The sequence below is a fragment of the Pseudochelatococcus sp. genome, assembly GCF_050946405.1.
Lineage (GTDB): Bacteria > Pseudomonadota > Alphaproteobacteria > Rhizobiales > Beijerinckiaceae > Pseudochelatococcus.
This window is the reverse complement of sequence record NZ_JBMNUS010000014.1, coordinates 43,051-64,038: the sequence shown is the minus strand read 5'-3', so window position 1 is coordinate 64,038 and position 20,988 is coordinate 43,051. Positions and strand designations below refer to the sequence as shown.

General features: G+C 66.6%; 19 protein-coding genes. 8 read left to right on the top strand and 11 right to left on the bottom strand.

From position 1 onward, the window contains the following. The first annotated feature begins 214 nt into the window (after nt 1-214). Nucleotides 215-727, top strand: coding sequence for a MarR family winged helix-turn-helix transcriptional regulator (locus ACOYJQ_RS17420; protein WP_433460278.1), 513 nt, complete (start codon nt 215-217; stop codon nt 725-727). Nucleotides 728-740: 13 nt separating this feature from the next. Here ACOYJQ_RS17420 and ACOYJQ_RS17415 read toward each other — a convergent pair whose 3' ends face one another. The 8 genes from ACOYJQ_RS17415 to ACOYJQ_RS17380 form a co-directional block, all read right to left on the bottom strand. Next, nucleotides 741-1,223 carry a flavin reductase gene (locus tag ACOYJQ_RS17415; protein WP_433460276.1) on the bottom strand — a complete coding sequence of 161 codons (483 nt, stop codon included), beginning with the start codon at nt 1,221-1,223 and terminating at the stop codon, nt 741-743. Between the two features lie 62 nt (nt 1,224-1,285). Next, a complete protein-coding gene (locus ACOYJQ_RS17410) occupies nt 1,286-2,026 on the bottom strand; it encodes an SDR family NAD(P)-dependent oxidoreductase (RefSeq protein WP_433460274.1) in 741 nt (246 codons plus the stop codon). A gap of 10 nt (nt 2,027-2,036) precedes the next feature. Continuing rightward, entirely contained in the window at nt 2,037-2,399 is a 363-nt protein-coding gene (locus tag ACOYJQ_RS17405) for a hypothetical protein (protein ID WP_433460272.1), read from the bottom strand. 19 nt (nt 2,400-2,418) lie between these two features. Next, nucleotides 2,419-3,576, bottom strand: a complete 1,158-nt coding sequence (locus ACOYJQ_RS17400) for an acyl-CoA dehydrogenase family protein (RefSeq protein ID WP_433460270.1) — start codon at nt 3,574-3,576, stop codon at nt 2,419-2,421. A 389-nt stretch (nt 3,577-3,965) separates the two neighbouring features. Next, complete coding sequence (locus ACOYJQ_RS17395) at nt 3,966-4,676, bottom strand: ABC transporter ATP-binding protein (RefSeq protein ID WP_433460268.1); 711 nt, start codon at nt 4,674-4,676, stop codon at nt 3,966-3,968. Continuing rightward, entirely contained in the window at nt 4,676-6,445 is a 1,770-nt protein-coding gene (locus ACOYJQ_RS17390; protein WP_433460267.1) for a branched-chain amino acid ABC transporter ATP-binding protein/permease, read from the bottom strand. Before ACOYJQ_RS17390 ends, ACOYJQ_RS17395 begins: the two co-directional genes overlap by 1 nt. Further along, nucleotides 6,442-7,485 carry a branched-chain amino acid ABC transporter permease gene (locus ACOYJQ_RS17385; protein ID WP_433460265.1) on the bottom strand — a complete coding sequence of 348 codons (1,044 nt, stop codon included), beginning with the start codon at nt 7,483-7,485 and terminating at the stop codon, nt 6,442-6,444. Before ACOYJQ_RS17385 ends, ACOYJQ_RS17390 begins: the two co-directional genes overlap by 4 nt. Nucleotides 7,486-7,519: 34 nt before the next feature. Next, nucleotides 7,520-8,671, bottom strand: coding sequence for an ABC transporter substrate-binding protein (locus ACOYJQ_RS17380; protein WP_433460263.1), 1,152 nt, complete (start codon nt 8,669-8,671; stop codon nt 7,520-7,522). A gap of 712 nt (nt 8,672-9,383) precedes the next feature. On the opposite strand from ACOYJQ_RS17380, the gene ACOYJQ_RS17375 reads away from it, so the two are divergent. The 6 genes from ACOYJQ_RS17375 to pcaF are packed head-to-tail and all read left to right on the top strand — an operon-like array spanning nt 9,384 to nt 15,131. Next, complete coding sequence (locus ACOYJQ_RS17375) at nt 9,384-10,181, top strand: aspartate/glutamate racemase family protein (RefSeq protein ID WP_433460262.1); 798 nt, start codon at nt 9,384-9,386, stop codon at nt 10,179-10,181. 37 nt (nt 10,182-10,218) lie between these two features. Next, nucleotides 10,219-10,644 carry an organic hydroperoxide resistance protein gene (locus ACOYJQ_RS17370; protein ID WP_433460261.1) on the top strand — a complete coding sequence of 142 codons (426 nt, stop codon included), beginning with the start codon at nt 10,219-10,221 and terminating at the stop codon, nt 10,642-10,644. A gap of 11 nt (nt 10,645-10,655) precedes the next feature. Next, the gene (locus ACOYJQ_RS17365; protein ID WP_433460260.1) at nt 10,656-11,876 is read left to right on the top strand and encodes a thiolase family protein; all 1,221 of its coding nucleotides are present in this window, start codon (nt 10,656-10,658) and stop codon (nt 11,874-11,876) included. Further along, the gene (locus ACOYJQ_RS17360; protein ID WP_433460258.1) at nt 11,873-13,114 is read left to right on the top strand and encodes an SDR family NAD(P)-dependent oxidoreductase; all 1,242 of its coding nucleotides are present in this window, start codon (nt 11,873-11,875) and stop codon (nt 13,112-13,114) included. Before ACOYJQ_RS17365 ends, ACOYJQ_RS17360 begins: the two co-directional genes overlap by 4 nt. 24 nt (nt 13,115-13,138) lie before the next feature. Next, nucleotides 13,139-13,924 carry a cyclase family protein gene (locus tag ACOYJQ_RS17355; protein ID WP_433460256.1) on the top strand — a complete coding sequence of 262 codons (786 nt, stop codon included), beginning with the start codon at nt 13,139-13,141 and terminating at the stop codon, nt 13,922-13,924. Nucleotides 13,925-13,928: 4 nt separating this feature from the next. Beyond that, on the top strand, nt 13,929-15,131 hold the full coding sequence (pcaF, locus tag ACOYJQ_RS17350; protein ID WP_433460255.1) for a 3-oxoadipyl-CoA thiolase: 1,203 nt from the start codon (nt 13,929-13,931) through the stop codon (nt 15,129-15,131). Between the two features lie 171 nt (nt 15,132-15,302). On the opposite strand, the gene ACOYJQ_RS17345 is transcribed toward pcaF, so the two are convergent. The 3 genes from ACOYJQ_RS17345 to ACOYJQ_RS17335 form a co-directional block, all read right to left on the bottom strand. Beyond that, entirely contained in the window at nt 15,303-16,034 is a 732-nt protein-coding gene (locus tag ACOYJQ_RS17345) for a hypothetical protein (RefSeq protein WP_433460253.1), read from the bottom strand. A gap of 593 nt (nt 16,035-16,627) precedes the next feature. Then, nucleotides 16,628-17,584 (bottom strand): LysR substrate-binding domain-containing protein, encoded by a 957-nt coding sequence (locus tag ACOYJQ_RS17340; protein WP_433460252.1) that lies wholly within the window; start codon nt 17,582-17,584, stop codon nt 16,628-16,630. Nucleotides 17,585-17,867: 283 nt separating this feature from the next. Then, entirely contained in the window at nt 17,868-19,001 is a 1,134-nt protein-coding gene (locus ACOYJQ_RS17335; protein ID WP_433460251.1) for an NAD(P)/FAD-dependent oxidoreductase, read from the bottom strand. 145 nt (nt 19,002-19,146) lie between these two features. Here ACOYJQ_RS17335 and ACOYJQ_RS17330 point away from each other — a divergent pair, with 145 nt between their 5' ends. Next, nucleotides 19,147-20,979, top strand: coding sequence for a serine hydrolase (locus ACOYJQ_RS17330; protein ID WP_433460250.1), 1,833 nt, complete (start codon nt 19,147-19,149; stop codon nt 20,977-20,979). The last annotated feature ends 9 nt before the right edge of the window (nt 20,980-20,988 follow it).

Here is a 20,988-nt window from a genome sequence, read left to right as displayed (position 1 = left end):
CCATGCCGGCCGTCTGGGCCTGCCCGAAATCCTGCGGCGGATCGAGGCTCTCGCCGCCGCCGATCCGCTTTCCTGGGCCGTCCCGGACCTGCTCAGCCGTCTGGTGCGGGAAGGGCAAGCGCTCGAACATGCATGAGGGAAAACCTGCAACCGACCCTTCGCCATCCGCCGGCCGGACGTGCTAACCTCGCCCCGCAACGGATCGAGACAAACGATGAGCAACGCCTTGCCGCTACCCGACGAGACCCGCGACGACTTCCGAAAAGCCGCCTGGCCGTTCTATTGGGTCGTTCGTGTGTCGGCCGTCTACACCCGGATCATGGAAGACGTGCTCAAGCCCATCGGCCTCGACATGCCGGCATGGCGTGTGCTGATGTCGCTGCATGAAGGCAAATCTGCCGAAGGGTCCGGAAATTCCGGATCGCTCAGCATTTCCGAGATCGCGGATTTCTGCGTGATCCGCCTCAACACCACGACCAAGATCATCCAGCGCATGACGGCGGAGGGACTCGTGGAGCGCTATCAGAGCCCCTCGGATGGCCGCGTCACGGAAGTGCGCATCACGGAGAAGGGAGAGCGGGCGCGACGCCTGGCCTGGGCCGAGGCGGAACGCATCTTCGCCGCCGGCTTCAAGTCGATCGGCCCCGCCGACATCGAAACCACGAATGCCACGTTGCAACACGTCTTCGCCAATCTGCATCACCTGCGCGGATTCATGCCGGACTGATCGCGGCGGCCGGTCAGGCGGGATTCAGATGGTGGAAGGCGCGGTTGAAGTAGACGAGGTTTTCCGCTTCCCGCATCCTGATCCGTTCGACCTCGCAGATGAAGATGGTATGGGTGCCGACTTCGAGGCGGCCGGCAATTCCGCAATCGAGCGCCGTCGGGGCGTCGATGAGCGCCGGCGCTCCCGTCACCAGCGTATCCCATTCCCCGCGCGCGAACCTCTCCTCGCTCGACGTGCTGCTGCTGGCGAACGCCTTCGACAACGCCTCGTGCCTCCCCGCCAGGATATTGACGCACAGCACACCGTTGTCGCGCACGACGTCATGCGAGCGGTTGGCGCGGTTGATGCAGACGAGCACGGTCGGCGGCAAGTCCGTCACCGAGCACACCGCCGAAACCGTCAGGCCGCGGCGACCCGCGGGGCCGTCCGTGGTCACCAGATTGACGCTGGTGCCAAGCCGGCTCATGGCTTCACGGAATTCATCCGAACTGACCATTGAATTCTACTCCCGCAGACGCGCCGCGACGGGGCGGGTTTGGGTGAAACCCGCCCGGCCCTTCAGCGCAGATAAAGCCCGCCGTTGATGTCCCAGGTGGCGCCCGTCACGAAACCCGCGTCGGGCGATGCGAGATGCCGCACGGTCCGCGCCACGAACGCCTGCGAGCCGAGCGCGCCGACCGGGATGGTCGACAGCACGCCGGGCATGCGGTCGGCCGGGATCGTGCGGTGGACGATGGGCGAGTCGAGCGGTCCCGGCGCGATGGCGTTCACGGTGACGCCGAACGGAGCGAGGTCGCGCGCGAACACCTTCGTCAGCGTCAGGATCGCGCCCTTGGAGGCCGCGTAGTGGGCCCCGGTCGCCGTGCCGCCGTTCTGGCCCGCGAGCGACGCCAGATTGATGATGCGGCCGTAGCCGCGTTCCCTGAAATGGCGCCCGAACACCTGAGAGCCGGTGAATGTGCCGCCGGCGTTGATCGACATCACCTCGTTGAATTCTTCCGTCGTGATGTCGAGCACCGGTTGCGCCCGCGTCACGGAAGCGTTGTTGACGAGCACGTCGACATGCCCCCACTTCTCCGCGAGACGGGCCAGCGCGGCCTCGAAGTGATCGCGCCTCGCGATCTCCAGTTCGAGGCCGACGGCCGTCTCGCCCGTATTGTCCAGCTCGGCGGCGATCTCCAGCGCGCGCGCAAGGTTGCGGCCGGTGACGGCGACGCGGTAGCCCGCGCCGTGCAGGGTGCGGGCGATGATCTCCCCAAGTCCGGCCGTCGCCCCGGTGACGATTGCAATCTGGGTCATGCGTGCCGCCTCACAGGTTGGGAATGACGAGCTCGCGCCCGATGCGGGCCTCGACCCGGCAGAACTTCCACAGCCGGTATTCGCCGACCGGCGTGGTGCGGAACAGGTTGCAGGCCGCGACCACGGTGGTGTGATCGGGCACGTCCGCCAGAATGTAGGCGGTCCAGGGCCAGCCGTTGGGCGAGGTGCCGACCATCGTCTGGTCGTCGTCGATGGTGCCGAGAACGGTCACGCCGGGCAGGTTCCGAAGGTCGTTCAGCATCACGCCGAAGGCTTTCCAGACGGTGCCGATCTCGGCGGAAGGAAGATCGAAGAAGTTCTGCTGCACGGCGATACAGAACAGGACACGCAGCGGCTTTGTTTCGGTTGTCATGACGGTTCCCCTTGCTTCTTCACGGATAGCCGGGCGCGCCCGGCTGGTCGAGCAACGCCCCGCCCGCGCTTTCCCAGGTGCCGAGCCCCAGGAACGCATGCTGGGCGACGGCGGCGGCGTCGTTCATCGCCCTCCCCAGCGGGTGGTTGCGGATGATGGAGCGCGTGCCGCCGGCGACATAGGCCGCGCGCGTCACCTCGGCGCCCGCGTGGGCGGCGTTCGTCGCCGCGAGGCGCAGGCGAATGCGCTGCTGCCGGCCCAGCTCGTCGCCGGCGAGCAGCGTGCGCCAGGCATCTTCGATGCTGTCGTAGAAATAGCCGCGCGCCCCCGCCAGCGCCGCTTCGCCGCGCGCCAGTTCCGCCTGGACATAGGCTCGTTTGGCGAGCAGCGGCGCGCCGGTGATGGAGCCGTCACCGAGCGCCAGTTCCGCCAGCGCGTCGAGCGCCTCGCGCGCGGCGCCGAGTCCGACGACAGCCAGCACCTGCGCCGCGATCGCCATGGCCGGGTAGCGGAAGATCGCCCCTTCCCGGTTGGACTTGCCGCCGCGCACGAAGGTCCAGTCCCGCGAGATTTCAGCATTTTCCAGCACCACGTCGTGGCTGCCGGTGGCGAGCAGACCGATGGTGTCCCAGTTCCGGTCGACGGTGACGCGCGCCCGCGGCAGCACCGCCATGCGCGGCAGGCCGCCGTCGTCCCAGCCCTCGACCTTGACGCCGACACCGACGATGGATGCGCCCATGACGCCCGAGCAATAGTTCCACCGCCCGGAAACCGTCAGCACGTCGCCGTTCGACCGCGCGGGCCGGGGCGGGAACAGTGCGCCCGCGAATACCGTATCGGGATCGTTGCCGTAAATCTCGGCGAAGCTTTCCGGCGGCAGCCCCGCCAGGTAAACCGACGACACGCCGAAGCTCGCCACCCATGCCGTGGAAGCGTCGGCGGTCGCGATGCGCTCCAGCAGGCGGCAGAAATCCGCCGGCGATCGTTCGTCCCCGCCGAAAACGCGCGGCACGAAGGCCCGGTAGCAGCCGAGCTGCTGGAGCTTGCGCACGATATCCTGCGGGACATGGCGAACGGCTTCGAACTCCAGGCGGCGCTGGCGGATTTCGGCCAGAATGGCCTCCGCGTCGACGGCCGGGGCCGCGGCCGGCCCCCGATGGGCACTGTCTATTGTCATGACCGTATATCCCTCTGTCGTTGGCTGCGTCGTTCGGCCGGCCGCGTGTTCGTGTTTGAAATTATCGTCGCGGCGGCGTCTGCGGGCCTGTCGTCGCCCGCCATGGTGCGTATTCACCGAACCAACTTAGGTGAAAATTACCGTAATTATGGGAACAGTCAACTTATTTTTTTATATATAAAATATTTCAAAAGCAAAAAGCGCCAATTATTCTGGATAACAAGTCCAAAATGTTTCATATTAATACATTTTTAGTTTCATTTGTAAATATTCTTACATGTTATTTCTTATTTCAGCTTCCTTCTTTCTGTCCTTTCAAGATTGTGTTCCGCAAACCGGGGTCACGGAGGCAGCGGACGGCGGCCGGACTCCTGCCCGGCCGCCGTCATTCAATGTTCGCCGAGATAAGTGGCTATCAGCCGGGGATCGTGGATGAGATCCTTCGACAACCCCGAACGCGCCAGCTCGCCGGTTTCGAGCACGTAGCCGAAGTCGGCCGTCTCCAGCGCCGCGCGGGCGTTCTGCTCCACCAGCAGCAGCGACACGCCGAGATCGCGCAGCGAGCCTATGACATGGAAAATCTCGCGCACGATGAGCGGCGCGAGGCCGAGGCTCGGCTCGTCGAGCATCAGCAGGCGCGGCTTCGTCATCAGCGCGCGCCCGAGCGCCAGCATCTGCCGTTCGCCGCCCGACAGCGTCCCCGCGCGCTGGCTGCGCCGCTCGCGCAGCCGCGGGAAACGGTCGTAGACGGCGTCGAGATCGCGCGGGATATTGTCGCGGTCGCGGCGGCTGTAGGCGCCCAGGATGAGGTTGTCGGCAACCGACATGTCCGAAAAGAGCTCGCGCTTCTCCGGCACCAGGCACAGCCCGCGCTCGACGCGGGCCTCGACGTCCAGCTTCGACAGGTCGACGCCGTCGTAAAGGATGCGGCCCCTGTAGGGCAAAAGCCCCATGATAGCGGTCAGCAGCGTCGTCTTGCCCGCGCCGTTGGGCCCGATGACGGTTGCGACATGGCCGGTCTCGACCGACAGGCTGACGCCGCGCACGGCTTCGACGTTGCCGTAGCCGACGCTGACGTTCTCGACGGAAAGCAGCGGCATCAGCTCACTCCTCCAAGGTAGGCTTCCTGCACGCGGGGATCGCTGCGCACGTCGGCCGGCGCGCCCTCGCAGATCTTGGTGCCGAAATCCATCACCACGATGCGGTCGACGAGGTTCATCACCAGATCCATGTCGTGCTCGACGAGCAGGATGGTGAGATGCTGCGCCCTGAGCGAGCGGAGCAGGTCGGCAAGGGCGATCTTCTCCTGGCGCCGCAAGCCGGCCGCGGGCTCGTCGAGCACCAGCAGCACCGGATCGGAAGCAAGGGCGCGGGCGATCTCGAGCACGCGCTGCTGGCCGAGCGCGAGATTGCCCGCCTGCTCGAAAGCCTTGTCGGCAAGCCCCACCCGCTCCAGCTGCCGCCATGCCTCATGGCGGGCGCTCGCCTCCTCGGCCCGGTCGAGCCGCAGCGCCGACGACAGGAAGCTCGCGCCGGTGCGCTGGTAGGCGCCCAGCGCGACGTTGTCCAGCACGCTCATGCGCGGGCGCAGCTTCACGTGCTGGAAGGTGCGCGCGATCCCGGCGCGCGAGACCTGGCGCTGCGCGCTGCGTGTGATGTCGAGCCCCGCGAAGCGGATATCGCCCGACGTCGCGCGCAGCGCGCCGGTGAGCAGATTGAACATCGTGCTCTTGCCCGCGCCGTTGGGGCCGATCAGACCGACGATCTCGCCCGACCGGATCTCGAAATTTACCTTGTTGACGGCGACGAGACCCTGAAAGCGCTTTTCGGCATCGCGGACCTCGAGCAGCGGCGTGCCGGGCACGGGCTGCGTCCGGCGCGGCAGAGCGGGCGCGGGAGCGGGCGGCGCCTCGACGGGCTTCGGCAGAAAGCGCGCGATGAAGGGCACGATGCCGTTGCGCGCATTCTGGAGGAACAGGATGAACAGGAAGGAGAAAGCCACGATTTCGAGCTGTCCCGACGCGCCGCCCGCGATGAGCGGCAGGATGTCCTGCACGTAGTCCTTGAGCAGCGTGATGAGCGCCGCGCCGATGACGGCGCCGACGGGACTGCCGGAGCCGCCGATCATCGCCATCATCAGATATTCGATGCCCATCTTGGCCTCGAACGGCGTCGGGCTCACGAAGCGCCCGAGATGCGCGTAGAGCCAGCCGGAGATCGCCGCGAGCAGGGCCGCGATGACGAACACGGCGAGCTTGATGTGGAAGGCGTTGATGCCGAGGCTTTCCACCAGCAGGTTGCCGCCGCGCAGCGTGCGCATCGCCCGCCCCATGCGGGAATCGAGCAGGTTGTAGGCGAGGACGAGCGCGATGATGACGATCAGCCAGATCAGGTAATAGATCTGCGTGCCGGACAGCAGCTCGAGCGGGCCGATGGCGATGGGCGGGATGTTGGCGATGCCGTTGAAGTGGCCGAGCCCGTCGATGTTGCCGAACAGAAAGGCGATGGCGAGCCCCCAGGCGAGCGTGCTCAGCGACAGGAAATGCCCCTGCAACTTCAGCGTCACCAGCCCGAGGAACGCCGCGACGCTACAGGTGAGCGCGACGGCGAGCAGCAGGCCGATCCAGGGCGAATAGCCGTTGACCGCCGTTGCCCACGCGGTCGCGTAGGCGGCGATGCCGACTGCCGCCGCCTGGCCGAAGGAGACGATGCCGCTGACGCCCGTCAGCAGGGCGAGGCCGATGGCGACGAGAGCGTAGACGCCGATGTAGTTCATCAGCGTGATGCTGAAGGCGTTGAGCGCGTAGGGTGCCGCCAGAAGCAGAAGGGCCGCCGCCACGCCCGCCGCACGGATATGGTTAGGGCTCATTCTTCGATGTCTTCTTCTGAATGGATGGAGGCGAGGGAACGCCAGACGAGGATCGGGATCAGCAGCGAGAACACGATCACTTCCTTGAACGCGCTGCTCTGGAAGGAGGCGAAGCTCTCCAGCAGGCCGACGAACAGCGCGCCGAGCGCCGTCGAGGGATATCCGACGAGTCCCCCGATGATGGCGCCGACGAAGGCCTTGAGGCCGAGCAGGAAGCCGGAATCGTAGAAGATCGTGTTGACGGGGGCGATCAGCACCCCGGACGTGCCCGCCATCAGCGAGCCGAGGATGTAGGCGATGGCGCCCGAACGGGCCGGCCGGATGCCCATCAGCCGCGCGCCTACGCGGTTGACGGCGGTGGCGTGCAGGGCCTTGCCGGTCAGCGTGTAGTCGAAGAACAGGTAAAGGCCGAGGCTGAAGATCACCGAGGTGGCGACGATCAGGATCGTCTGGCCGGAGATCAGGATGCCGGCGACGTCGAGCGCGGTCTCCGTCAGCGGCTGGGTGCGCACGCCCTCCGGCCCGAAGAACAGCAGGCCGAGCCCCGACAGCGCGAAGTGCAGCGACACCGAGACGATGAGCAGGAGCAGCACCGACGCATCGGCGATGGGGCGGAAGATGATGCGGTCCAGCAGCGGCGCGACCGGCAGCACGAGCAGGATGGCGAGCGCGATCCGCGCCGCCATCGGCAGTTCGAAGCCGATGCCGAAGCGCACCAGCCCGACCACCAGCAGGGGCAGGCCGAGATAGAAGAGGACGGCGCGGGGAACGGCGTGGAGCCCCCCTGCCCGCGCAAGCGACACGACCTCTATCAGGGTGGCGACGACCGCCAGCGCGATGACGAGGCTGATGGTGCCCGGAACCTGCCGGTTCTCCAGCGCCGCCAGCGTCAGGGCGGTGAAGGCGGCGATATCGCCGAACGGCACGAAGATGACTCGCGTCACCGTGAAGATGAGTACGAGGCCGATGGCGACCAGAATATATATGGCGCCGTTGGCGATGCCGTCTATTCCAAGGATCGCGGCGATTTCAAGCGTCATTCTGCGTCACGCCTTCCTGTCGTTGTTGCGCGGCTCAGGGCTCGTATTTCCAGGCGCCGTCCACGAGGCGCACCAGCACGAGGCCGCGCTCGTCGACGCCATAGTTGGAGACGGGCGTGTAGTTGTAGATGGCGTGAACGCCGGCGAGTTCCCTGGTCGAGAAGATCTCGTCCTTGAGCGCCTGACGGAACTCCTGCGTACCCGGCGTCGCCTTCGCCTTCGCGCGCGCGGCGGCTTCCGTAAAGATCAGCCAGGCGTCGAAGGAATAGGCCGAGAAGCCGTCCCTGGTCTCGCTCTTGTTGACTTTTTCGTAGGCGGCGCGGAAATCCAGCGAGATCTTCCTGGCGAAGTGATCGTCAGGCAATTGCTCCGCCACGATCACCGGCCCCGCCGACACCAGAATGCCCTCGGCCGACTTGCCGGCGACACGGATGAAATCCGCGTTGACGAGCGCGGGAGTGCCGTAGATCCGCCCCTTGAAATTGCGATCGGCCAGGGTGAGCAGCGGCAGCGCCCCCTGCGTTCCCGAACCGCCCACCAGCACGGAATCGGGACGGCCGGCCAATATCTTCAGGATCTGGCCCGTCACGGAAGTATCCGTGCGCGAATAGCGCTCGTTCGAGATCACCTTGAACTGGCCGGCCGCCTCGGCGGCCTTCGCGCCCGCATAGACGAAATCGCCCCATGCATCGGAAAAGCCGATGTAGCCCGCGCTCTTGACGCCGTCGCGGTGCATGCGGTCGGTCACGACCTTGACCATCAGCGCCGGCGGCTGCGGAACGGCCACCGTCCACTTTTCCGCGCCCTCCCTCTCGTTGAGGTTGATCGGCGAGATCGCGATGTAAGGCACCTTCAGCTCGCCCGCCACGGAGGCGATGGCGATGGTCGCGGGAGCGGTCGCGGTGCCGATGAGGATATCGACCTTTTCTTCCTCGATGAGCTTGCGCGCCGCGCGCGTGGCGGCGGAGGGATCGGAACCGTCGTCGAGCTGGATGAGCGTGATCTTCTCGCCGTCGACCGTGCCGCGGTATTCATGGCCGGCGGCGATGCCCTTGGCATACGGAATGCCGATCGAGGAACCGTTGCCGCTGAGCGCGGTCACGAACCCGACCTTGATGTCGGCCAGCGCCGCCTGCGCGGACAGGATGCCGGCGAGAAGCGGCGCGATGGATAGCCACTTGTTCATTATACTCCCCCTCTATTGTCCTGGTCTTGTAGTTCTGGAGCGTTTCAGCGTTTCGTTGAAACGTAGAAATGCTCTATCTTATTGAATTGATGCGTTTTCTTCATGCAAAACGGTATCCGCTTTGCTTGAAAACGCTCCAGACGGCCGGCAACGCGGCCGGACCGCCGTCACGACAGGAGCCGGGCCGGCAGACTGCCGGCAACGGGCGCCGCGACCACCCCTGGAAACGGGTGACGGTGCTGACTTTTGCGTCAACTGCTTCAAGCAGACGTAGTTCAAACAGACATGGGAAGCGCTCCCACTGGACGATGCCGCCCGCCGTCCGGCGAGGGACGCAGTACGGCTCTTCCAATTCCCCTTTTTGCGATTGGTTCGCGTTTATTATTTTAAGCTTAGAAGAACTTCATGACGCAAGTCAACGGCATATTTCAGGGCGGGAGATTCTTTCCGCACACAGGCTATCGAGTAATCAAAGATTCCCTTTTTTGCCAAAAATTTAATCCGCGTCCGCCTCGTTCCGAGCGGACCGCCCGGCCCGGACATCGCCCACCTGTCGCATGCGGTTGCATGGTTCTTTGCGGCATCCGTCGGCCTCGGTTGACGGCCTAATTAGTTTATGCTTTAAATTTTCAACCGCTAGAAACACCTCCGGCAACGAACGACCGGACATGATGAATCCGGTAAAAAGCCGGCAAGAACGGGCGGAGGGGACATGCGCATTTTCTGGCAGAGCTTTGTGGATGCGTCCGCGAGCGCGCCCTATATGGCGCGCCTGCAGGAGTATCTGAACGGCATCGCCGCCCCCGGGGCGGTGGTGGACGTGGCGGGGATATCGCCGCCGGATCGCGATTTCGGCCGCCTCAGCGAGTTGCGTTGCGCGATTCTGGCCATCGACAACGGGCTTGCGGCGGAAGAAGCGGGTTACGACGCCGTCGTCATCGGCCATTTCCAGGACCCGGGCCTTTACGAGTTGCGCGCCTCGCTGCGCATCCCGGTGGTCGGCGCGGGCGAGGCTTCCCTGCACGCCGGCGCGCAGCTCGGCCGCCGGCTCGGCCTCGTCACGCTCGACGGCGTTTTCGAGACCTGGCATCTGGAGCAGGCCGCGCTGTACGGACTGGAGGGGCGGATTGCCGGCGTGCGCGGGCTCGACTGCATGCCCGGCGATTTCAGCGACGCCCTGGCCGGCGACGAAACGGCCTATGCCCGCATGCGCGAGGCGTTCGTCGCCTGCGCCCGTCCGCTGGTCGACGCGGGCGCGGATGTGGTCATCCCGGCCGGCATATTGCCCGGCCTGCTGATCAGCCGCGAGCACGGCTTCACGGTGGGACGCGCTCCGGTGCTCAACAGCGCGGCGGTCGCGCTGAAGAGCGCCGAGATGTGGGTGCAGCTACACCGGCTGAACGGCATCGAGCCCAGCCGGGGACCGGGTTTTGCGCGGACGCCGGAACGGGCGAAGGCGGATTTCCGCGCTCTCGTCGCGCACGGGCGCGCCGGTCCGCGACCCGTCTGATATCGCAACAGGAACAATCGGCACTGGAGCAACCGTCATGAAACCGGACAAGATTCTGTACACGGCGCAGGCGACCGCCACCGGCGGCCGGCAGGGCGAGGCGGCAAGTTCCGACGGACGGCTGTCCGTGCGGCTTTCGGTTCCCGCGGGGCTTGGCGGCGACGACGGCCCGGGCACCAATCCCGAACAGCTTTTCGCGGCCGGCTATGCCGCCTGCTTCCTCGGCGCGGTGAAGCTCGTCGCGCGCACGCGGAAAATCCCGCTCGGCGACGATGCCGCGATCACGGCCGTGGTCGGCATCGGACCGGTGGCGGCCGGCTACGCGCTTCAGGTCGAGCTTCAGGCGTCGCTGCCGGGCGTGGAAGGCGACCTCGCGCGGGAGATCGTCGCGGCGGCGCATGAACGCTGCCCCTATTCGAACGCGACGCGGGGCAATGTCGACGTCGCCCTGACGGTCGTTTGAAGGGAATGTCCGTGACACGCCCGGAACCGAAGGCGACCCGCGCGTCCTACGAGGACGTGGTGCTGGTCGCCCCCGTCACCGTTCCCTATGTGCGCTATTCCATCGAAAGCGCCCATTGGTGGATCGGCCGCGCCCTCCAGGCGCTCACGCGGGAGGCCGGCATCGCGCCCTCCGCCATCGACGGCCTGTGCCTCGCGAGCTTCTCCGTGGGGCCGGATACGGCGATCGGCATCACCCAGCACTTCGGCCTCTGCGTGCGCTGGCTCGATCATGTGGCGATGGGCGGCGTCAGCGGCATCATCTCGTTGCGGCGCGCGGCGCGCGCCGTGCAGGCGCGGGATGCCGACATCGTCGCCTGCGTCGGCGCCGACACCAACCACCCCGACAGTTTCCGGCGCACGCTCGCGAATTTTTCGCGCTTCGCGCAGGATGCCGTCTATCCCTACGGCTCCGGCGGCGCGAACGCGAGCTTCGCCCTGATCGCCCGCCACTACATGGACAAGTTCGGCGCGACGCGCGAGGATTTCGGCAAGATCGCCGTCGCCCAGCGCAACAATGCCTTGCGCAATCCCAACGCGCTGATGAAGACGCCGCTCTCCCTCGACGACTACATGAACGCGCGCCCCATCAGCGACCCCATCCACCTGTTCGACTGCGTCATGCCCTGCGCGGGCGCGGAAGCCTTCCTGGTGATGCGGCGGGAGACGGCGGCGGCGCTCGGCCTTGCGGGCGCGCGCATTCTCGCCACCATCGAGCGCCACAACGCCTTCGCGGACGATGCCGTGCAGGTGCGCGGCGGCTGGGCGCGGGATATCGACGAACTCTATGCCATGGCCGGTGTCGGCCCGGATGGTCTCGACGTCGTGGAGACCTATGACGATTATCCGGTCATCGTCATGATGCAGTTCGAGGATCTCGGCTTCTGCGGGAAGGGCGAAGGGCCCGACTTCGTGCGCCGGCACGGCTTCACCATCGACGGCAGCTTTCCGCACAACACCGGCGGCGGGCAGCTTTCCATCGGCCAGGCGGGCGCGGCGGGCGGGCATCTCGGCATCGTCGAGGCGGCGCGCCAGGTCCTCGGCGCCGCCGGCCCCACCCAGGTCGCGGGCGCGCGCGTCGGTCTCGCGTCGGGATTCGGCATGATCAACTATGATCGCGGCCTCTCCTCCGGCGCGGTCATCCTCGGCGGAGAAAACCCGGGCGGAGAGAACCCGGGCGGAGAGAACGCATGACCGATCCCCTTACGCCGCCGCGCCGGAAAGATCCGCTCGGGCGCACGCGCCGGCCCACCCTTCCCCCGGCCGGGCGCAGCCGCGAGGCGCACGGCCTGATCCGCCCGGCGGCGGAAGGACGCTTCATGCTGCCGCGATGCGAGGCATGCGGCGCCTTCCACTATCCCCCGCGGGAGGCGTGCCCGGCATGCCTGTCCTTCGACGTGAAGCTCGCGGACGCCCCTTCGGGAGGCGTTCTGGCGAGCGAGACCACCGTCAGGGTGCCGAGCGAGGTCTATTTCCGCGAACGCGCGCCGTGGCGCATCGGCATCGTCACGCTCGACTGCGGGCCGGCGGTGATCGCGCATCTGCACGGCGACTGCACGCTCGGGGAGCGCGTGACGCTGTCGCTGCAACTCGACCGCAGCGGGCAGGCGGTCGCCTTCGCCCATCCCGCGACGAGGACGCCGAACATGGCCGACGACAGGCAATGGCGCGAACTGACCGCCGATCCCAAATTCCGCCGCGTGCTGGTGACGGACGTGCGCGGCCCCGTCGGGCTTGCCCTCGTCAAGGCCCTCAAGGCGGCGGGCGCCGGCACGGTGTTCGCGGGCGTGTCGGAACGGTGGAAACCGTTCCCGGCCGAGGCGGAGCTCAACGCGCTGGAGGGCGTGAGCCTCGTGCCGCTCGACGTGCGTGACGACCAGTCGGTGCGCGACCTTGCCGCCGACATCGGCGCCAAGGTCGACATCCTCGTCAACACGGCCGCCCACATCCGCCCCGGCGGCGTGCTCGAATGCAACGGCCTGGGCGTCGCGCGCGAGGAGCTTGAAACCAACTACTTCGGACTGGCGCGGCTTGCGCAGGCCTTCGGCCCCGTCATGCGCGCCCGCGGCGCCGACGGGGTCACGGGCGCCGCCGCCTGGGTGAACATCCTGTCCGTCCATGCGCTGGCGAACCTCCCCGCCTGGGGCGCGTTCTCGGCGTCGCAGGCCGCCGGCCTGTCGCTGGCCCAGTCGCTGCGCGCCGCCTTCCGGCCGGGCGGCCTCAAGGTCGTGAACGCGTTCACCGGCCCGCTCGACACCGAATGGTTTCAGACCGAGCCGCAACCCAAGGTATCCCCCGCCGCGCTGGCCCGCTCCATCACAGATGCGCTGCAACGCGGGCTGGAGGATGTCTTCGTCGGCGATGTCGCGCAGGACATCCACGCACGCTTCCTCGCCGATCCCAAGGCGCTGGAGCGGGAACTCGCGGGCTGAAACCGGAAATGCCGGAGGAAACGCATGCCAATCCATGACCTGTCGGACTTCGCCGCGGCGATCGCCTCCGGCGACATCGACGTCGTCGACCTGACCTTCACCCTGTCGCCCGACTTTCCCGTCATCGTCATGCCGCCGGAGATCGGCCAGTCGGCCCCCGTCCGCATCGAGGAAATTTCCCGTTACGACGCCGCCGGCCCCGCCTGGTACTGGAACAACCTGAGTTTCGGCGAGCATACCGGCACCCATTTCGATGCGCCGGTCCATTGGTATACGGGCCGGGACCTGCCGGACAACAGCGTCGATACGTTGCCGACGCGCCATATGATCGCACCGGCCGTCGTCATCGACTGCACGCGCGAGGCGGCCGCCGATGCCGATTTTCTGCTCACCGTTCCCTTCCTCGAAGCATGGGAGGCATCGCACGGGCGCATCCCGGCGGGCTCCTGGGCGCTGATGCGCACGGACTGGTCGAAGAAGGACTGGCGCGCCTACGCCAACCTCGGCGACGACGGCGCGCATACGCCGGGGCCCGGCGCCGCCGCCATCCGATGGCTGGTCACGGAGCGCGATATCCTCGGGTTCGGCACGGAAACCATCGGCACGGACGCCGGCCAGGGCGGCCATCTCGATCCCCCCTACCCCGCCCATCACTTCCTGCACGGCCACGGCAGATACGGCCTGCAATGCCTGACCAACCTCGACCGCCTGCCCGCACGCGGCAGCGTGATCGTCGCCGCTCCGCTGAAGATCCGGCGCGGTTCCGGCAGCCCCTTGCGCGTGCTGGCACTGGCCCCGAAGGAGGCCTGACACGATGACCGAAGCCTTTATCTGTGACTACATCCGCACGCCGATCGGCCGTTTCGGCGGGGCGCTGGCGCCGGTGCGGACCGACGATCTCGGCGCGGCGCCGCTCAAGGCGCTGATCGAGCGCAACCCCAAGCTCGATTGGGAAGCCGTCGACGACGTCATCTTCGGCTGCGCCAACCAGGCCGGCGAGGACAACCGCAACGTCGCCCGCATGTCGCTGCTGCTGGCGGGCCTGCCGGTCGGCGTGCCCGGCGCCACCATCAACCGCCTCTGCGGCTCCGGCATGGATGCCGTCATCGCCGCCGCCCGCGCCATCAAGGCGGGCGAGGCGGAGTTGCTGATCGCCGGCGGCGTGGAGAGCATGTCGCGCGCGCCCTTCGTGCTGCCCAAGGCGGAGGCCGCCTTCTCGCGGCACGCGGAAATCCACGACACCACCATCGGCTGGCGTTTCGTCAACCCGCTGATGAAAGCGCAATACGGCATCGAATCCATGCCGGAGACCGGCGAGAACGTGGCCGAGGATTTTTCGGTGAGCCGCGAGGATCAGGACCTGTTCGCCGCGCGCTCGCAGGCGAAAGCGGCAGCGGCGCAGGAGAACGGCCGGCTGGCGCGGGAGATCGCGCCGGTGATCATCCCGCAACGCAAGGGCGACCCGGTCGTGGTGTCGCGGGACGAGCATCCGCGCGCCACCACGCCGGAGGCGCTGGCGAAGCTGCCGACGCCGTTCCGCAAGGGCGGCTCGGTGACGGCGGGCAACGCCTCCGGCGTCAACGACGGCGCGGCGGCGCTGATCATCGCCTCGGCGGCGGCGGCTGCGAAGCACGGCCTCACGCCCGTGGCCCGCGTGCTGGGCGGCGCCACGGCGGGCGTGCCGCCGCGCATCATGGGCATCGGCCCGGTGCCGGCGTCGAGGAAGCTCATCGCGCGTCTCGGTCTCGGCATGGACGATTTCGACGTGATCGAACTGAACGAGGCTTTCGCGAGCCAGGGCCTCGCCACCCTGCGCGACCTCGGCATCGCGGACGACGATCCGCGCGTGAACCCGAACGGCGGGGCGATCGCGCTCGGTCATCCGCTCGGCATGTCGGGCGCGCGCATCGCCGGCACGGCGGCGCTGCAACTGTCGCTCACCGGCGGCCGGCGTTCGCTGTCCACCATGTGCGTCGGCGTCGGGCAAGGCATCGCCGTCGCACTGGAACGGGTGTGAGACGCCGCAAGCCCGAACGGTTCCGCGGGTAGCCAGGCACCGGGACAAATGGCCCGCCAATTTCAGGGCCTCGCCAGACCCGCCGCGATCTTCCCGCGTCAACGACGCCCCGCATCGCCAGGCTGCCGCCTGTGCAACGGTCGAGGCGGGGCGAGGCGGCCATGGATCACCTCAAGCATTCTGGTCGTCCTCGCCCAGCGTGAGCGGCAGATCGGGCAGGTCGATGGAGACCGGCGCATCCTCCTGCAACGGCTCGAAAGCGGGCAGATCATCAGCGAGGGGCTCTCCTGCCGCCACCTCGACCTGATCGGGCAACACCGCCGCGGAGCCCGCCGCAAACTGGGTGTAATCGGTATCGACCGGGCTCCCGATCTCCTGCGCCGCAGCGTCGCCCGGCAACGCCGCCGGCGCTGCGTCATCCACCTGCGTCTGAACCAGCGTCAGATAATCGTCGGCATCGGCCTCCGGCCCCTGAAAACCGGCGACGAATTCCTGATAGAGCTGCACGGGATCGACGGTCGAAGCCTCGCCCTGATCCGTCTTGCCGGAGTCGGCCGGATTCCACGCCGCTGGCTCCTGCTCTTCGGGATTCGACCCGCCGCCCGTTTCGCCTCCAACTTCCGCCGCCGGAATATCGTCGCCCGTCGCAACCTCCCCACCGGCCGATACCGTGATCGGCGCCTGTCTCGCCGCGTCCACCTCGAGCGAAACAGGCGTGGTGCGCGAATCGCCGCCGGACGCCTCCGCCGAGGTCGCGCTGACGGTCAGCGTGAACGCCGGCGCGCCGGCCGGCACCGTCATGCTCAGGTCCCGCGCCGCGTCGGCGGAAACGATCCAGTGGCAGTCGACCAACGTGCCGGCGCTGAACGTGGTGCCCTCCGGCACGCCCGACATGTCGATCATGATATCCGACAGGGTTTCCGAGCCGCCGGTATCACTGAGCGCCGCCGCGATATCGAGAGGATAGGAAATATCTCCGCCGCCCCCGAAGGGGCCCGTGCCCGTATCGATCAGCAGATCGGTGAAGGGAATATCCCCATCTGTTTAGATGTACTCCAAAAAATATTCTTCAAATTGATAAAAACTGCATCGGAACATCCTGTTTCCGATCGACTATCCGCTTTTAGCAGTTTACCCGCGCGCTTGTACTTTCTGCGCCATCCATAAGCTTTCAGGTCGCGATCTGTCGTTTATGTTGCCATGCCGCAACAGACTGTCGGACACTCTGAAGCTGCCGTTCGCGTCGGTCAGCCGCGACAACCTCCGGAGACTTTCCGCATTTCGCTGAAACGCAAAAAGCATTCATGTTTTTGATCTTGCGCGAACGCTTGTCGATTAAGAGATTCCATTGACCCGGAAAGCGCTCCGACCGGCCGCGATGATGGAAATCGATGCTGAAGCGGACAAACGCCCGTTCGCTCTATATGGAACGGATGCTGCCGAAATTGCTGCCATTCTCGTGCGAACGCCGGCATCGCTTCGGGCGGAATGGTGGATCATAATCCGATGCCGAGCGCGGCGGGTGTTGTCGCGCTGCGCAGCTCCGGCCGTTTCTCGTTGGCGAAGCCGGCGACGACGGATCTCGCCTGACCGATCTCGTCCATCAGCCACTCCTCGACGATGCGCACCTGCCGCCGGCGCTTCAGCACGGGCCTGCGAACGAGAAAATAGGAAACACCGGTGGGCACGGCCCGGCGAATCGGGATGATCAGATGTCCGTCGCGGATGGCCTGCTCCGCCAGAACGACATCGGCAATGGCGACGCCCAACCCGGCGGCGGCGGCATTGAGCGCCATGTCGAGCGCGTCGAAATCCAGCCCCTCGCGCGCGCGAAGGTCGACACCCGTTTTTTCCGCCCATGTCACCCAATCCTGACGATCGGGCAACGGATGCAGGAGCGTGGCGCGCTTCAGCCCGGCCTCGGGGTCGTCGGCCCGCATGTGGCCGGGCGCGCAAACCGGGACGATCCATTCCTGATAAAGCGCGATCGCATGATCGTGGGAAAAGTCGCCAAGCCCGTAGCGGATGCCGAGGTCGGCGCCCGTGTCTGCCTGCATCAGGTCGTTCAGCCGCGTCTGCACGATGATCCTGATCGTCGGATTGGCCTCGTGAAAGCGTCGCAGGCGCGGAAGCAGCCAACGCAGGGCGAAGGTCGGGATCACCCGCAGCGTCACCACGTCATTGTCACCCCTCAGGGGATCGATCGCCTCCGCGATATGGTCGAACGCGGTCTTGGCGACGGCGGCGATCTGCTTGCCCTCCTCGGTGATCTCCAGCCCCCGGTGAGTGCGGGCGAACAGCGCCAGCCCCAGTTGCCCCTCGAGAATGCGCACCTGCCTGCTGATCGCGCTTTCGCTGATATTCAACACCGATGCGGCCCCCTTGACGCTACCGTAAGCCGCAACGACTTCGAAACAGCGAAGAGCGTTCAGCGACGGCAGGCGGCGCTGCATGGCGGTTCTCCCGGTATGACACGAGGCACGCGCGCACGGCACAGGCCGGGCGCCAACCGCATGGTTTCAAGATATCGCAAGTCGTTATTCATATTTTTAGAGTTGTTATATTCTAAATTTAGAATTGTTACATTCACGTGATTGGGTATTTTGACACGATAAGCGGCCACAGCCAAGAGAGCGGGCAGCTTTGCGCCTTGTCGGGCACTCGCATGTTGTGGAGACGGCGGGTCGTTCAGCCGCCCATAAGATCAGCCACCCATGAGATCAGCCACCCATGAGATCAGCCACCCATGAGACTTGCGCGCTCCGGGGAGATCTTCTCGGGAACGACGCCGGCCGCGCGCAGATCTTCCGGCAAGGGAAGCCCCTGCGCGAGAGCCGCCGCCGCCCGTCCCATGGCGGGCGAAGTCAGCACGCCGCATCCGCCCTGCCCCGCCATCCAGATGAATCCGGGCGCGCCCGCCGGGGCGCCGCAGACCGGTTCGCGATCGCGCACGTAGCTGCGCATGCCCGCCCAGGCGGCGAGAGGCCGTCCGATCCGCAGCAAGGTATCCTGCTCGATGTTGAAGATGCCCCGAGCGACATCGAGATCGTCGGGATGGACATCGGCCGGGTCGACCGGCATCGCATCGGCGGGCGAGCCCACGAAGCGGCCCCGCTCCGGCTTCACATACCACCTGTAATCGGCGTTGCAGACATGCGGCCAGTCCGGGCCCACGCCTCCGGGCGGCAGCGCGAAGGTGAAGGCGGTGCGCTTGTAAGGTATCAGCCCCACTGGCGGAACCCCGGCCATGGCGGCGATGAGGTCCGACCAGCCGCCGGCGGCGTTGATCACGGCCGGGGCCACATAAATGCCGGCGCCGGCGGTCACATACCAAAGTCCGCCTTCACGCCGGATAGCGGTCACGCGGGCGTCGCGCACCGTTTCAGCGCCGTTCCTCCGCGCGCCGCGCAGGTAGGAGTGGAGAAGCGCGTGCACGTCGATGTCGGCCGCGTCCGATTCATGCACGCCGATATCGAACATCTCGGGGCGCAAGGCCGGGAAGAGCGCATGCGCGGCCTTGCGGTCCAATGACGCGGCGCTGCCCCCCGCCCCGACGATGCGGGAGTGCAGCCGCTCCAGCAGCGGGCGCTGGTCGTTGCGGGCGACCGTCAGGCTGCCGCGCGGTTCGAACAGGGGCGACTCGCAGAATCCTTCGGGCGGGAAGCGGAGGAAGGCCCGGCTCGCCGCCGCCAGCGCCCGCATCTGATCCGCCGAAATCCCTACCGTATACTGCCCCGCGGTGCGGCCCGAGCTATGGAAGCCGAACTGGTCCTCCTGCTCCAGGAGCACTACGTCACCGGCCGAGGAAAGGAAGTAGCCTGCCGCCGCGCCGGCGACGCCACCGCCGATGATGATAAAATCCTTACGCATGCCGCCTTTTCAGCATAAATTTTCGACCGTGTCCCATGAGTTTTGGTTTTTCGCACCAGCCGGAACATTATTGAAATCGACTAACCCCGGCCGGACGGTGCAAGTGAACGGCCTGAACATCATCCGAAGGAACGATGCATAAAACATGGCCATGACTTCGGAAAGCAAGACGCAACTCATGCGCTTCTATGAAGGGCGGCTTCTGCCCGACGAGATGTTCGACGTCATGACCCGCGACCGGAACTGGTTCCCGCATCGCATGCTGAAGCGCGGCCCGCAGGTGCGCGCCTTCACTCCCCGCCCCGGCGGCCTCCCCAAGCTGGAGATCCGCGACCGGGGCGGCGTCTTCGATCTCTACGACTTCATCACGACCAATTGCGTCGAAGGTCTGATCGTCCTCAAAGACGGTCAGGTCGCGTTCGAGACCTACCAGCACGGCCTGACGCCGGAGACGCTCTGGCATTCCTGCTCGCTCGCCAAGTCCTTCGCCTCGACCATGGTGGGGATCGCGGTGAAGGAAGGCGCCATCGCCTCGCTCGACGATCCGGTGACGGCATATGCCGACCTGGGAGGCCGCTATCGCGAGGTCACGGTGCGCCAGTTGTTGCGGATGACCTCGGGCGTGCGCTGGAACGAAGATTACGGCGATCCGGCCTCCGAGCGCCGCCGGCTGCTGCATATCCAGACCGAATGGAAGAAGGGAGGCATTACCGGCTTCATGCAGGATCTGCCGGCGGCCGCCCCGCCGGGCCGGAGATGGGTCTACAACACCGGCGAGTCCTATCTGGTCGGCGCGGTGATGGAGGGCGCGACCGGCATGAACCTCGTCGACTACATGTCGGAGCGGTTCTGGTCGAAGGTGGGCATGGCGCAGGATGCGCGCTGGTGGGTGGAAAGCCCCCACGGCGGCATGGCGATCGCGGGCAGCGGCATGAACGCCTGCCTTGGCGACTACGCCCGGCTCGGCCTGGGTGAAGGGCGGCAGATCTATCTCATCGCCGCGCTTGACCGTGAAGCGCCGTTCGGGCGCGTCGTCGGCTGGCGCGACGACCTGATCAAGAGCGACCCGGACGTCTACAACGCCTATCTGCGGCATGATCCGGCCATCGCCGGGCTGCCGATCGTCGGGGGTATCGGCGAGGGAGGCGGCCTCGACGCCGAAACCGTGATCGCGCTTCGGCCGGATCTCCTCATCCTGAACGACGAACAGCAGCAATTCGCCAGCGAGACCGGCCTGATCGAAAAGCTCGCCGCCGTGGGCATCGCCGTTGTCTTCATCGATTTCCGTTTCAGGCCCTTCGTCAACACCGACCCCTCGATCCGCGCGCTGGGGAAACTTTTCGGGAAATCGGAGACGGCCGAGCGTCTCGTCGCCTGGCGCAACGCCGAAATCGCGCGCGTGACCGACCGCCTCGCCGAAGCCGGTCTCAGCGACCGGCCGCTGGTGATGATCGACCGGATTCCCGGCTATTCGGACGATTGCTGCCTGACGTTCGGCGCGGAGAACTTCGGCCGCATGGTCGAGATGGCGGGAGGCCGCAATCTCGGCAGTGAGCTGCTGCCGGGCACCTTCGGAAAGCTCAACCCGGAAGCGATCATCGCTTACGACCCGGACGTCGTGATCGTCACCGGCGGCAGTTGGAGTGCACTGGCGCCGGGCGGCGGCTGGGTGGGCCTCGGCCCCGGCGCCGATCCGGCGGAGGCGCGGCGCAAGTTGCGGCTGCTGTCGCGGCGCCCGGCCTTTCAAGGCTCGAAGGCCGTCAGGAACGGCCGCTTCTACGGCATCTGGCACCAGTTCTACAACAGCCCCTATCAGTTCGCGGCAATCCAGCAGATCGCGCGCTGGATCCATCCCGAACTCTTCGCCGACCTCGATGCGGAGGCGAGGTTTCGCGCATTTCATGAGCGCTTCCTGCCTGTCCCCTATCAGCCGGGATATTGGGCGGAGCTGGGTCAGGGCGACCGATCTCCGCCGTAACGCAGGGAA